A 13,508-nucleotide genomic window follows, 5' to 3' on the forward strand; every position below is an offset into this window, starting at 1 on the left:
GGCGTAAGAGGAGCAGCGGTCGGACGCCGAAGAGAAGGCGGCCCCGTCCGCGTTCCTGTCGCCATAGCTTGTAGCGCGTGGGCCGGGCCAGAGCAGGGACCGCTCGGTATGGGTGCCCAAGGGGGGGGAGGGGGCTGATGATGACCTGTGGGACTGTCCGGCCGACGAGGTGCAGTCTAGGGTTCGTGCCATGCCTGTACACCCCTTTGCTAGCCAGGTCGGCGCTTTGCGGCTCAAGTCCCTGAAGTTCCTGCGTTCCTCGGTGAGCCACGAATTTTGGTCCATGATCATGCGTGAGGGGCAAAGCTTCATCATGCCCGCGTCCTGGGGGGCCTTGCCTCGGACCCGGCAGGTCGAGTCCTTGATCGCGACGGAATGCAAGCGGGTTGCCGACGGCACGACGTTCGCGATGGACCATGACCTGATCCAGGCAGCGCGTGCAGTCGGGCAGGATCAATCGATTCCCTTGCCATTCACTGCGGATGTATTGCCGGCTCCGTCTGGGATGCTGGGCTTCTCCGAAGAAGAGCCGTTGATGTACATCGACTCAGATCCCGTGATCGCGGTCACTTGGGGGCCTCCCTTGGAGGGCTTCGGACCGGGCGTACATCTGACCTGGTGGACGGCCATGCGGGGCGAGGACCAGGAGCCGGATGCCGAGGCGCTGGGCCGACTGGTCCCGATGGTGCCCGACTTCGAGGTGCACCTTTCCTTCCTACCCAGGTTCGACACGCGCCTGCACCAGTCGAACCAGGAACTCGATTCCGGGCTGCTCTACTCGGCTGTCCCACTGCGCACCGTGGTGGCCGCCTGGTACTCCCTGACCGCGGACAGCACGACGTTGTCCGAACAGCGGCCCCAGGCCACCGTCACGCAGGCGCTGAAGGAACTGCGGGCGAAAAGGCGTGGTGTCCAGGTCGCCGTCAGCAGGGGGGCCGACACCGCGCGCCTCGGGATCACCGAAAGGGCCACGCAGAAGATGCGACAGCTGGGGGAGCTGAGCGACATGTTCAAACCGTCCCCGGAAGTCGCTCCGACAACGACGAAGGTCTCGCATGGGGTCTTCGAAGCCGCGCTCGACCACCAGCTTGATGCCAGCCACTGGCGCCTCGCCCAGATTTACCGGGAAGCCGCGGATCACTGGCACCGTCTGGAAATGCAGGCCATCCAGAGGTATCCCGGTGTCTTCGCGTATCTGGAGGAGTTGCGTGCTCGGGAGCGCGAGCAGTGGCAGCCGTGGTGCTGGATGCCGAGTATCCGGGTGTCCGCCTGGCTGAAGGAGTTCTACAACGTGCCGGCGGAGCAGGCCATGTGGGACGGCCCCCGCATCGCCGCCCTCGGGGCCTGGCGGAGCGGCGGCCGCCACAGCGTTCTAACCACACTGCCGCTTCAGGCAACTGCCACCGACCAGGTTCCCATCAATCTCCCCGAGACCATGCCCGCCCCCGGCCTCGGCATGGTCATCGACTCCAACGGCACCGCTCACCTCCTGCTGGCGTGCCTCGACGACGTCAGCGATCGGAGCCCCGTGCAGGCGGAACTGCTGATCATCTCCAATGAAGGCGAGCCCGCCCGCATGCTGGAGGACGTCACCAAGGTCACCGTGTTCCTCACAGGGAACGATCTACTCGACGCCGTGAAGATCACCCAGGCGCACTACGACGATGCCGCGGTGCAGAACGGCTTGAAACCCGCCCCTGCCGATGAAGCCATGTACGTCGAACACACTTACGCCATGGGGCTTTTCACCGGGCTGCTGTCCGGTATCTGTGCACCCGGTGCCGAACTGCAAGACGTAGGCGCCCTGACCGGACGCAAGATGCCCGCAGCATGGCCACCAGAGCCGAACGTGCTCTCCGAGACCACTCTCTGGCTTCTGGCGGATACGCCTATGGCTCCCTGAGGTTCCGCCGCAAACTGTTGTGGCTCTCTCCGTTTCGGTTACGTGGTAGGCGGCGCCTGTAGAGGGAGAGATGATCCGGCTATTGCAGCGAGGGTATCCAGTAGCGGCATCAGTCGGTCGGTCGGCCGATCCTCCCAGGAGTTGATGGCCTCGTATACCTGCTCAGCCAAAGTGGCATGCCGGCGCCTCAACACAGCGTGATGTGCGATCAGTTGGGTGCGTGCATCGTCGATATCGCCGAGTACACCGTCCCGGGAGGAAGTGGGAACCTGCCCGAGCGTTTGACTGTCGGCAAGATTGTGGAGCGCCAGGTACAGCTCCCAGGCTGCCTGGCGCTCCTCCGGCTTCTCCTCCACGTCTTCACCCTATGTCGAGGCGCGTTCGGACAGAAGAAGCGCAGCCACGCTTCCAGCCTCAGTGATCTCACCGTTCCGTACCGCAGCGAGGGCGTCCTGGAGCAGGCGCCAGTGTTGAGTCATGCCGGCCTCGGTGGCGTCCCGTCGTGTTCGTCCCGTGCGTAGAGAAGTCGCCGTAAAGAGGAATATCCGTGCTGAGGTGATCGACGGGAGTGGGTCAATCACGCCAAGCGGGCGTAGGTCGCCAGCTATCAAACCGGTCTCCTCCTCCAACTCCCTCAAAGCCGCTTCCCGGGGCTCCTGACCATCGCAGTTGCCGCCGGGAAGGTGCAGTACACGCCGTCGCTGGAGGTGGAAGTCATCCTCGACCAGGACGAGGCGCTGTTGATCGTCGAGGGCGACGACCCGCACAGCATCGTCGACGCTGACGTACTCGTACGTGCCGGCACGTCCGTCCGGCCTTCTCTTGGGGTACTCCGCGGCCAACACGGAAAAGCTTCGCTACTATCCAGATCACGAGCGGTGTCCCGCACGTACACCGAGTGCAACGGGTGTGGTGCAAGGGATGCTCTGTTGACTCATGGCGCTCATCACGATGCCGTAGCGGACGGCGGACATGAGCGCGTCGGCGAACGGCTTGCCCATCGCGCGCAGCAGATCGGGACTCGCCGCGGCGAGAATTGTCTTCGGCGAGTGCGTGCAGGGGCGCACACTGTCCGGTGCGGTCACCATGCTGATCTCCTTCATGACTCGACATCTCGAAGATCGGCCGGTTGCCGTTCGTCTATGTGGACATCCCCCTGAAGCCGGAGCAAAACCCCGGATTAGATCGAACGCGTACACACTTCTCTGGACATAACCCGGGTCAGGCACTGACTCTCGACTGGATGAGGGCTCGCAGCTCTGCCGCTTCTCGGCTTTCTGCCTGCTCAAGAATGCTCAGCGCGTCATACCAGCACGCCTGAGCCCGGACAAGCTGGCCGAGGGCGTTCAACGCGCTGCCGAGAGTCGTGAGCACCTGGGCCCGGGCAACCTCGCCGCCGGTGCAGCCCAACGCCAGAGCCTGCTCGGCGTGCTGCGCCGCGAGCGCCGGTTGCCTGGCGGAGAGGTGAGCTTCGGCGATACGGAAGTGTGTGGTGCCCTCCCATAGTTGCTGGCGTTGGTCCCGGAACACTGCCAGTGCTCGTTGGAGTTCTGCATCCGCCTCGCGGAGTCGACCCGCCGCCCGGAGTGCCAGGCCGAGGACGTAGCGGCTGTTCGCGGCGTGCGGCGCATCCCCCAACTCCTCGTAGATGGCTACTCCTTGCTGCGCGAGCGAAACCGCGTGTTCGGTGCGGCCGATCGCGGCGTGGACGCGGGACAGGCTGCACAGCGCGCTCGCCTCGCCCGGAAGGCTCCCGATCGCTCGGTATCCCTCGGCGGCTTGCACCAGGTGGGCCTCGCTGTCCGCGAAGCGTTGCTGCTGAATGGCGATCAGGCCACGTGTGTTAGCGGCCCAGCACCTGGCCAGTCGATCTTGGATGGTGTCCGCCAGTACCAGGACGCGTTCCGCCTCCCGGTCGGCCTCGTCGAATCGTCCGGCGAAGTGATGGGCGGTACTCAGCGTTACCAGGACGCGCACGGCTGCGTGTGCGTCGTTATGCTCCTGGGCAGCGTGGCCGAGAACCCTGGCCGTCGACTCGTACTCTGAGAACGCGGTGCCCGACTTGTACTCCTCGAAGCCGGTGCCCGGCTCGTCCAAGGCGAGGGTGCACCAGAGCAGATCGGCCGCTCGGCCGAGTGTGAGCGGGCCGACTGACTGCCTGGCGCACGACAGCAAGTTGCCTCTTTCGGCGTCGAACCAGTTGAGAGCATCGGTCGGGTCGGTGAAGTCGAGCCCCTGAACGGATGTCGGTGTCAGGTGGTCGACGAGGACGTCCCCTGGCCGATTGATCGCGTACACCCGTGACACCGTGGCGAGATAGAAGTCCAGCAGTCGGGAGAGGGCCGCCTGCCTTTCGGAGGGCGGCTGTTCGTCCCGCTCCGCGCATGCGCGGACGTAGAGCCGCACCAACTGATGGTACCGGTAGCGCCCGGGCGCCGCCGACTCCAGAAGGGACGCGTCGACCACGGACTCCAGCAGGTCCTCTGCATCATTCGCCGGCAGGTCCAGTAGAGCCGCGGCCGCAGGTAGAGAGATGTCCGGTCCGTCCGCCAGCCCCAGCAGGCGGGATGCCCGGGCCTGGGCCGGCTCCAGTTGGGCGTAGCCCAGCTCGAAGGTCGCCTTGACTGCCAGATCACCAGCCTGGAGCTCGTCCAACCGCCGGCGCTCGTCCGCCAGCTTCGCCGCCAGTGCCGACACCGTCCACGTCCGCCGGGCGGCCAGCCGGCACGCGGCGATACGGATTGCCAGCGGCAGGAAGCCACACGCCGCCACCACGTCCAAGGCGGCCTCACGCTCCGCCGCCACCCGCTCCACGCCCACGATTTTCATGAACAGCTCAAGGGCCTCTTCGGGGGACATCACGTCCAGGTCGACCAGGTGCGCGCCGACCAGGTCCACCATCCGTACTTGTGACGTCACGAGCGTCGCGCAGCCCTCCTTGCCCGGCAGCAGTGGCCGCACCTGGGCCGCGTCCTTCGCATTGTCCAGCAGCACGAGGACGCGGCGGCCGTCCAGGACCGACCGAAACAGCGTCCCCCGTTCTTCCAGCGAGTCCGGTACCTCCGAGTCAGGCGTGCCCAACGCCCGCAGGAAATAGCCCAATACCGTCTCCGGCTCAGCCGCGCGTGAACCCGTGCCCTGGAGGTCGACGTACAACTGCCCGTCGGGGAAGGCGGCGCGGGCCTGGTGCGCCACGTGTACGGCCAGCGTCGTCTTGCCCACGCCTCCGATGCCAGCCAGTGCCGACAGTGCCATCACCTCGCTCCCCGCGGCGGTCAGCGTCTCAATCAGCTCTGACACGAAGGACGCGCGTCCTGTGAAGTCCGGAACCGTGGCCGGGAGTTGGGTTGGGCGCACGGGTGCGGGAACCCGCTCGACGTCCGGCTCCGACGGTCGCGCCAGGCCCGGGTCCGCTTGCAGGATGCGCATTTGCAGCTCGCGCAGCTCCGCTCGCGGGTCTACGCCCAATTCGTCGGCCAGCAAGCGTCGCGTGTCCGCATAGACGGCAAGGGCCTCCGCCTGGCGGCCGCTCCGGTACAGTGCCAGCATCAGCAGCTCGCGCAACCGCTCCCGCAAGGGGTACGCCGCCGTCAAGGCTGTCAGTTCCGAGACCGCCTGGGCGTGGTGACCCTCCTCCAGGTCCATGTCGATGCGGGATTCCAGGAGTTGCAGGCGCCACTCCTCCAACCGCACTCGTTGCACCTCTGCGTACGGGCCTGGCACCGCGGCGAGCGCCTCCCCGTCCCACAAGGACAGCGCCCGGCGCAAGAGATCGCGTGCTTGGTGCAGGTCCCCTGAGGCTTTCGCCCCCTCCGCATCCCCGGCAAGTCTCTGGGCCGCCAAGATGTCCACGGCGCCTTCCGGCAGACCGCGAACGGCGTACCCGCCTGATTCGCTCACCAGGACTCCGGGGCCCAGCACCTTCCGCAGCCGGGAGGCGTACGTCCGTAGCGCCGTCCGCGCACGCGTAGACGACGGCGGGTCCTCACCCCATAGGCCGTCGATCAGCTCGGCCGCCGTCGCGGTCCGGCCCTCGCGCAACAGCAGCGCGGCCAGCAGGGCCCGTTGCTGCGGCGATCCGATAGGGAGCTGCTCGTCCCCGCGCCAGGCGCGCACCGGTCCGAGCACGCTGAAGCGCAGGTCAGCCTCTTCTGCGACAGGCCGCCGTTGCTCGGGCGTACGGGAGACGGGCTCGTACATGGTCGATATCCGCGGAACCGCTGATCGATCGGCTCCTCGGATGGCGGACGGGGGCGACACAGGCGCCGGGGCAGTCCGTCGTTCCCCCTCGGAATGCCGGGCCGCGGCCATGAGCAGGAGCCGTGCCCTCTCCAGACGACGCTCATCGTCCAGTGTCCGGGCGGCCTCACACTCCGCGGTGGCGAGGTTGACCAGCGCGGAGCGGGACAAGGGATGGCGTGGCCCGAGTACCGCGGATACCTTTTGGGCAGCGATCGCAAGGACATCGGCGGCCTGCTCCCACCGTTCGCGGTCCCCTGCAGCCATCGCCGATCCGAACTCGGCCCGAGCCACGGTGATCAGGGCGGAGAGCGACTTCGGATGGTCGCCGCCAAGCAACCGCATCAGCCCGCGCGCCGTGAGGGCGACGGCATGCACCCGCTCATCCGCTTCTGCGTGACGTCCCTGCTGGCGGGCGGTCTCCGCCAGCACCGATTCCGCCAGGAGGCGGATTTCTATCCGCTCCTGTTCTTGGAGCGAGTCGTCACGGGCTCCCAGGCTCAGCGCCTCCTCGGCCGCGCTCGTGGCACCCGTGAGGTCTCCCACTCGCAGCTTGACCGACGCCAGATTTGCGACGCTCCGGGCCGCAACACCACCGGCATCGTCGTGCGCCGCCAAGACGACGGCTGTCGCCAGGACACCAACCGCGGCCGCGACGAGACCCCGGTCGGCCAGAATGACAGCCAGTTCGTTGCGGACATCGCCGGGCAGCTCGAGCGATTTCGGATCCCACTGGAGCTGCGAAACCACGCCCCGCAGAAGGGCGCGAGACTCCTCGGCCAGGCCGAGCGCTTCGAGCAGCGCCACCAGATAGGCGAGATCCCGACCGGGATGCGACCGCCGGAACAGATCGGGGACCTTGCTCAGCGCCATGGCGGCCGAAGCCGCATTGCGGCGGGCGTCGATATCCCCGCGAAGGCTAAGTTCAGCCCGGTCGATGGCTTCCTGCCAGAGGTCGGTCATGCGTCGTCACCACGCAACTGACGTTCCATAGCCGCTTTCACGGCGATGAACCTGAGTTCGGCGACCTGCGACGGATCGAGCAGCCTGCGCTGGGACCACTCATCGATCCGATCGAACCATGACTCCGCAGAGGAGGCCGCCGCGTCGACGGTCAACTCCTGGTTATGAACGGCCTGTTGCGGGAGCGAGCTTGCTGGATGGACCACATCCATCAGATGCTCCACATCGAACTGGTCGAAGCGGCGCATGGCTTCCCCGATAGTGGCGGCGAACAGCACGTTGGCGGCCCGGTCGGCGGCGGCCCGGTCCGGGGCCTGCTCCAGGAGGATGCCCACGATCACGGGCTCTTGATCCTCCGGAAGACCTTTGACGACGGGGCCGCCCGAATAGCCCGAGTAGTCGCCCAGGGGCTGGTGCGCCGTCAGTTGCAGGGCTTGGATGACCCCGCCTCCCTCACAGAGGTATTCCGCCGTGCCGCTGTCCACCTGCCCCCGAAGATGTACTTCGGACGCCGCAGGCCGGTATGGCCCGTGCCAATCGTCCCCACCGTAGGCGACGCCGGCCCGGGGTATCGGCAGCAGTACTTCGTAGGCGGCGGAGATCATGATCAGGGCGAGGTCGGCGTCCTTGTCGTGACGGCAGACCTGGCCCGCGAGCCGGCTGCCGTCCGTCAGGACGATGTCCACGTGTTCGTCCAGCGAGGTGAGCCCCCGCAGACAGTGCAGTGCCGTAAGCACATAGCGGCGGGTCAGCAGGAAACCGCCGCCGAGGCGCTGCTGTGACTGGAAGAGCTCGACCCAGTAACTCGCGTCGGTCACGGCGACTCCGGGACCCGCTCCACAGTGAGGGTGACCTCGAACGACGCCTCGGCCGACGCCTTGGACAGAATGATCCCGGCCTCCGCCGCCAGGGTCAGCCCGAACTTAACCTCCATACTCGCCACCTGCCAGCCATCTCGGCGCTGAACTTGGGAGAGAGACTGTTGGGCGATGGTCGACGCCTGGACGATGGCCTCCTCCAACTCCGCGGCCCGGTCGCCGAGGGCGGAACTGGACCGCGTACGGCTGGAGATCTGCCGACTGCCCGTCGCATCCACAGCCACGGTCTCGACCCGAACATCGGCCATATGTCCCCTTGTTGGTGTGGTGGGGCTCGCACCGACTCTCGGTCCCCGCCGGAAGCGTAGCCAGCGAAACGCAGCATCGGCGACCGATTCGACAGCAAGATCCCGTCACACGCGCCGACCGGCCCACACCCGACAGCAGCGGTCCGTCGGCCCGACCTGTCCTTCATGCTGCGAGTGCCGGCCTGTGAACGCATCCCCGTGTCGTCCATTCCCGGGAGCGCCGCTCGCCCGCAGAAATGCAGCCGCGGCATGACGAGGCGAGTCCTGTCGACGCGCTTGCGTACGGTCTCGAATTCCGGGAGGAGGGTCGGGATGAGGGTCGCATCGAGTCGTTCCGCCAGGAGCGGTGACACAGTGCTCTTGCCGACCGCGCTTAGAGGTCATCTCATTTGGTGAGTCTGCGGTAGCAGATCAGGGTGCAGGCGATGCTGGTGAAGGCCAAGAAGTGGACGGCCTTGCGTTCATAGCGGCGGTGCAGGCGGCGGCATCCGGCGAGCCAGGCCATGGTGCGTTCGATGGTCCAGCGGTGGCGTCCCAGGCGCTGGGAGGACTCGATGCCTTTGCGGGCGATGCGGTGCCGGATGCCGCGCTGGCGTAACCATCGGCGCAGGTGGTCGTAGTCGTAGCCCTTGTCGCCGTGGAGCTTGGCCGGCCGTCGTCGGCGCGGACCGCGACGGGAGCGGATGGGCGGGATGCCGCGAACGAGCGGTTCGAGGGCCTGGCTGTCGTGCAGGTTGGCGCCGGAGATGCCGATGGAGATGGGCAATCCGGTCCGCTCGGTGATCAAGTGGATCTTCGAACCGTACTTGCCTCGATCTACTGGATTCGGACCTGTCAGGCCCCCCTTTTCAGGGCCCGCATGTTCACCGAGTCGATCGCACAGCGAGACCAGTCCAGTTCACCCCGGGAGCCGAGTTCGTCGAGGACCAGGCGATGGAGCTTCGCCCACACCCGGGCTTTCGACCACTCGGTGAAACGCCGGTGAGCCGTGGGTCCCGACGGTCCGAACGAGGCGGCCGGCAGCTGCTGCCACGTACAGCCCGACGTGGCCACGAACACGATCGCAGCCAGCACCTCCCTGTCACCGTGCCGGCGCCGGCCGCCTCCCTGAGGCCGACTCGGCGCCTCCGGCACCACTCGCTGGAACAACTCCCACAGCCCATCCGGCACCAGCCGCTCAACGATCCCCACACCTGGAGCCTATCGAACGCCCCAAATGAGATGACCTCTTAACATGCCCTTGGACTCGACAACGCCGCTTCCGACTACTCTCATGCCTAGCGAACCCCGCTGCCCGCCATCGACGTCACGGCGCTGACCCGTGATCCACATGGCCTATCCCGCGATCTTTGGACGTGGCGTGGCTTTTCACATGATGTTGTCAGTTCTCTTCTGTGACTTTTGGCGACGGCCTTGCACCGTCGCTCCTGTCGCCCCCTTTCGCTACGCGGAGGTCTGTTCGGCCAGGCCAGTTGGCTGCTGAGCTCGGAGTAGTTCGGCGAGTGCTGCGATCCTGCGGAGCGGGCCCAGGTCCGGTTCGGGGACGGAGCAGGTCCCCATGAGGGTGGTGGTCGCGTTGCGGATGGCGGTGTGCAGGGGTGAGTCGTGGACCACTTCGTCGTGCAGCATCAGGCCGTCGCGCTCAGCGGTGACGCGGTGGTGGTTGCGCTCGAGTTGCCAGCCGCCGGTGGCGGTCACGGGGTCGAGGTGCACGGTGAACTGTGTGCGGCCGGCATGCACGGTGACGCGACGGTGGCGGTCGTCGGCCGGGCGCAGTCCCTGGCGCCAGGGCCCCGTCCCGCTTGTGGCGGTACGCGGGGTGCTGCCCAGGACGACGGTTGGGGTGGCGATGCTGGAGGTCAGCTCGATGCGTAGGCGTGTGGCGCCGTAGGTGAGGTTGGTCCGTTCGGTGAGCGCAGAGACGAAGAGCCGGGGGTCGTAGGTGGCCCACAACTCGGCGTGTTGGGGCTGCTGGGCGAGGTAGGCAGCGGCTGCTTCCGTGGGCAGGATACGGCGCAGTACGGCGAGCATGTGGAGCCACTCGTAGCCGAGGACGCCGTAGGAGCGGTCGACGAAGCGGCCTTGGGCGACGTCGCCGGTGCGGTCCTTAGTAAAGGTCACGGCGACGTAGTCGGGCTCTGCGCCCGGTTCGAGACGAGCCATCAGATTGGTAAGGACGTCGAGGGCCCGGGCATGCTGGTACTGGTCAGTGACCACGAAGCGGGCGTTGCTGTGGCTGGCGAGCAGGGCGGTGAACGCGTCGATCTCGTGGCCCTGGCAGGCGGGTTTCTCCAGCAGGATGCGGGCTTCGGGCTCCTTGGCCAGGATCGTGCGCAGCACGGGCAGATGGTCGGCGGTGGGGCAGCACACAGACCACAGGCCGATGGTGGAGCGCACCGCGGCGGGCATCTCCTCGAGTCCGTTCGGGAAGCCCCGGTACGCCTTGGGAAGGTCCTGGTGCTTGGGGTCGACGATGGTCAGGCTGGCTCCGTGTTCAGCCAGGATCTGGGCGTGGAGGCGGCCGGCGGCGCCGTAGCCGACGACGCACGCCGACATCCCCGCCAAGGAAGCCGTGGTCGCACTCTGCCGTGTTACGGCACGCGGTGATGGTTGCTGTTCGGTGGCGAGGTAGGTGTCGTAGTAGGCGGAGTAAAGGCCGGAGTTGAGGATGATGTCGTCGACGAGGTCGGTGTGGATGCCGGGCGTCAGGTTGTCGGCGCGCCGGCACAGGGCGTCGGCGGCGATGAGGGTGCCGGCCCGGTAGGCGTCGTAGCCCTGGTTGGGGATAGCGTCGGCCTCGAAGAGGTTCATGGAGCGGCCGTCGCCGAGGAGGGTGACTTGGCCCCCTCCAGGTAGGCGGTAGCGGCGGCCGATGCCGGGGATTTCGGTGGCGGGCAGGCCGCGGTCAGGGTCGGCGAGGACGCTGAAGTCGCGGGTGGCGAAGGGGGCAAGGTACGCGCCGTCGGGAAGCAGTTGCAGGTCGTCGACGGTGAGCGCGTCATCTCCGGTCGTGCCCACGATGAGGAATGGGTGTACAGCGCGCAGGGCGTCGCCGGTGGTGCGGTAGGTGGCGTGGCCGGCCTCGGCGGCGGCGATCAAGGCGAGCGGGTCAGGGTCGACGACATGGATCTGGCAGCCTTGGTGGCGGAGGGCCTGGGCGAGCCGAGAGCCGAGGGTGCCGTAACCAATCACAACAGCAGGGCGGCCGGTGACCTTGATGGCAGGCAGCAGCGCACGCAGCCGACGCAGGCAGGAGTCGGCGATCTCGGGATAGCCCAGGCGGGTCTTGAGCTGGGAGCGGGCGAGGTTCAGGACAGGTATGCCGAGTTCTCCAGTTGCGGTGATCCGTTTGAGGCCGGAAACGGTCAGTTCGAGGGCGGCGTCGATTCGGCGGGGCGCGTCAGCGCGGCCGTAGCCCTGGGCGAGCAGGCCGCCGTCGTCGATGACCAGGACCTTGCGTCCGGCCTCGTGCGCAGCGTCGATGAACGCGTCGACCTGGTGAAGCGCAGCGGCAAGTTCGGTGGCGTGGGTGTCGGGGGCGTTGATGGCGGTGTTGTCCAGCAGGCCGCTGGCGCACCCGAGGTCGAGGAGAGTGGCGTGGACACGGTCGCGGTTATGTGTGCGGTCACCCTTGGCCAGGGCATAGATCCACTGGGCCGGGACGCCCGCATGCTGGAGGGCGAGCAGGAAGCCGAGAGTGTTCTCCACGTAGTGGTCGCGGAAGATGACCGCCCAGTCGGCGAGCACACTCGTGGTGGGGGTGAACTGGGTGAGTAGCGGCATGGTCGCCGTGATCTGCTCCAGTTCGTCTGGGTGGAAGCGCCGCAGCGCCGTCCGAAGCCAGCCGGTGAGGTCGGCGGCAGCGTCGGCGGCCTGTTCCTTGTGGTCGAGGAGGATCTCCAGGTGGGTCGCCGGTATGGCGTGGCTGAGGGTGTCCGGCTGCAGTGGGGTGTAGGGGTGCCAGCGCAGCGCGAGCTGCGGGGTGGAGTTCTCCGGTTCCGCATCGGCGGCTGTCAGCAACAGGCTCGCCTCTCCGGACGGGACAGCTCGAAGCTGGTGGCGGGCGGCGATTTTGGCTACGCCTGCCGTGAGGGTGTCCGGGTCGATGGGTCCGCGTAACACGGTCCAGGCGGTGGGTGTGTCGGCCTGGTACAGGGAGTGCTCGAGTGTGGGCACTGGATCATCCCTTTCTGGGGCGGGCGGCAGGGTGTCAGCGGTTCGGGGTGGAGATGAGTTCGGCCATGAGCTGGTCGGTGTCGGCCAGGTGGTTGAGGAGGACGGTGACGGTACGGTGGCGCAGCAGCCAGAATTCATCGAGGTCGTCCTGGAACAGGCCGGGCTTGAGGTAGTGCTGCTTGACGCCGTAAAGACTGCCGAGGAGCTGCACCAGGGCGACGCGGGCGCAGGCGGTGATGTCGATGTCGGCGACTGCCGGGTTGGCCGCCCGGTAGGCAGCGATGAACGTGCGAGCGGTCTGCATCCAGTCGGTGCCGCTGGTGACGGTGTTCGGGTAGAACGCCATGCGGCCGAGGTCGTAGGAGATCAGGAACGGCTTCGGGGGCGGAAGTCCAGGACGGCGGTGAGCGTGTCGCCTTCGAAGAGGAGATTGACGGGGCTGTAGTCGCTGTGCAGGACTTGGGTGGTGAGGTCGGAGGGGAGCTCGGCGATCAGTTTCGGCAGGCTCTCCAGCATCGCCCGCCGCTCGCGCAGGGTCTGTTCGGCCAATGCGTCGAAGTCGTCGGCGGTGCCACTGTGGGTGCGCTCGGCGATGATGCCTAGGAGCTGGTCGATGGTGGCTTCCAGGCCGGCCGGATCGATGCGCAACCAGGCGTCGGCTTCCGGGGAGGGGGCGGCGCTTTCGGGCAGCGGGGCGAACAGGGCGTGGATGCGGCCTAGGGCCTCCCCTGCCTGGGCGCACTGCTGTGTGTTCAGGACGGTGATCACGCGGCCAGGCATCCACTGCCATACCGACACCGCGTGAGGGGTGCTGCCGTCGATGAGCTGCGCGTGGCAATTGGCCACGATGGGGGCGGCGGGGATGGTGTGGCGGCGGGCGAGTTCGGACAGACCGATGGCTCGCTCCTCGGCGGCAAGATCGGTACCGGGCGGGTAGTGCTTGACGAATACCTCGCGGTCCTCGCAGATGGCCCGGTAGTTGACGGTGCCCTGTCCGATGGGCAGTTGAACCATGCTGCGGACGGCCAGGCCGTAGCGGTCGGCGAGGACAGCAGCGATGGCGTCGGCAGGCGAGAGGGACGGCGTGGGCACTGGGAACTC

General features: G+C 67.2%; 11 protein-coding genes. 1 reads left to right on the top strand and 10 read right to left on the bottom strand.

The window, feature by feature from the left end; all coding sequences use genetic code 11:
• The first annotated feature begins 190 nt into the window (after positions 1 to 190).
• A complete protein-coding gene (locus tag BFF78_RS36100) occupies positions 191 to 1,903 on the top strand; it encodes a hypothetical protein (protein ID WP_159033105.1) in 1,713 nt (570 codons plus the stop codon).
• Positions 1,904 to 1,941: 38 nt separating this feature from the next.
• Here BFF78_RS36100 and BFF78_RS36105 read toward each other — a convergent pair whose 3' ends face one another.
• From BFF78_RS36105 to BFF78_RS36150, 10 genes are all read right to left on the bottom strand, one after another.
• A complete protein-coding gene (locus BFF78_RS36105) occupies positions 1,942 to 2,259 on the bottom strand; it encodes a hypothetical protein (protein ID WP_069782295.1) in 318 nt (105 codons plus the stop codon).
• A gap of 9 nt (positions 2,260 to 2,268) precedes the next feature.
• Positions 2,269 to 2,745 carry an NUDIX domain-containing protein gene (locus BFF78_RS36110; protein WP_159033106.1) on the bottom strand — a complete coding sequence of 159 codons (477 nt, stop codon included), beginning with the start codon at positions 2,743 to 2,745 and terminating at the stop codon, positions 2,269 to 2,271.
• 27 nt (positions 2,746 to 2,772) lie between these two features.
• Positions 2,773 to 3,006, bottom strand: a complete 234-nt coding sequence (locus BFF78_RS36115) for a hypothetical protein (protein WP_069782297.1) — start codon at positions 3,004 to 3,006, stop codon at positions 2,773 to 2,775.
• A 118-nt stretch (positions 3,007 to 3,124) separates the two neighbouring features.
• Positions 3,125 to 6,103 (bottom strand): SARP-family global regulator AfsR, encoded by a 2,979-nt coding sequence (gene afsR, locus BFF78_RS36120; protein WP_069784016.1) that lies wholly within the window; start codon positions 6,101 to 6,103, stop codon positions 3,125 to 3,127.
• Between the two features lie 998 nt (positions 6,104 to 7,101).
• Entirely contained in the window at positions 7,102 to 7,923 is an 822-nt protein-coding gene (locus tag BFF78_RS36125) for a trypsin-like peptidase domain-containing protein (RefSeq protein ID WP_069782298.1), read from the bottom strand.
• A complete protein-coding gene (locus BFF78_RS36130; protein ID WP_069782299.1) occupies positions 7,920 to 8,231 on the bottom strand; it encodes a CU044_2847 family protein in 312 nt (103 codons plus the stop codon). The genes BFF78_RS36125 and BFF78_RS36130 overlap by 4 nt, the downstream gene beginning before the upstream one ends.
• Positions 8,232 to 8,616: 385 nt before the next feature.
• Positions 8,617 to 9,416 (bottom strand): IS5 family transposase gene (locus BFF78_RS45000; protein ID WP_227026143.1). Its coding sequence is split into 2 segments (ribosomal slippage): positions 8,617 to 9,078 and positions 9,081 to 9,416, totalling 798 coding nucleotides; the frame shifts between segments, so codons are not numbered across the junction.
• Between the two features lie 258 nt (positions 9,417 to 9,674).
• Positions 9,675 to 12,407: an NAD(P)-dependent oxidoreductase gene (locus tag BFF78_RS36145; protein ID WP_069782300.1), complete on the bottom strand. Its 2,733-nt coding sequence runs from the start codon at positions 12,405 to 12,407 to the stop codon at positions 9,675 to 9,677.
• Positions 12,408 to 12,441: 34 nt separating this feature from the next.
• Positions 12,442 to 12,753 (bottom strand): hypothetical protein, encoded by a 312-nt coding sequence (locus BFF78_RS45005; RefSeq protein ID WP_099054993.1) that lies wholly within the window; start codon positions 12,751 to 12,753, stop codon positions 12,442 to 12,444.
• Positions 12,754 to 12,773: 20 nt separating this feature from the next.
• On the bottom strand, positions 12,774 to 13,499 hold the full coding sequence (locus tag BFF78_RS36150) for a phosphotransferase enzyme family protein (RefSeq protein WP_099054994.1): 726 nt from the start codon (positions 13,497 to 13,499) through the stop codon (positions 12,774 to 12,776).
• Positions 13,500 to 13,508 lie beyond the last annotated feature (9 nt).

The sequence above is a fragment of the Streptomyces fodineus genome (genome assembly GCF_001735805.1).
In the GTDB taxonomy this organism is placed as follows: Bacteria; Actinomycetota; Actinomycetes; order Streptomycetales; family Streptomycetaceae; genus Streptomyces; species Streptomyces fodineus.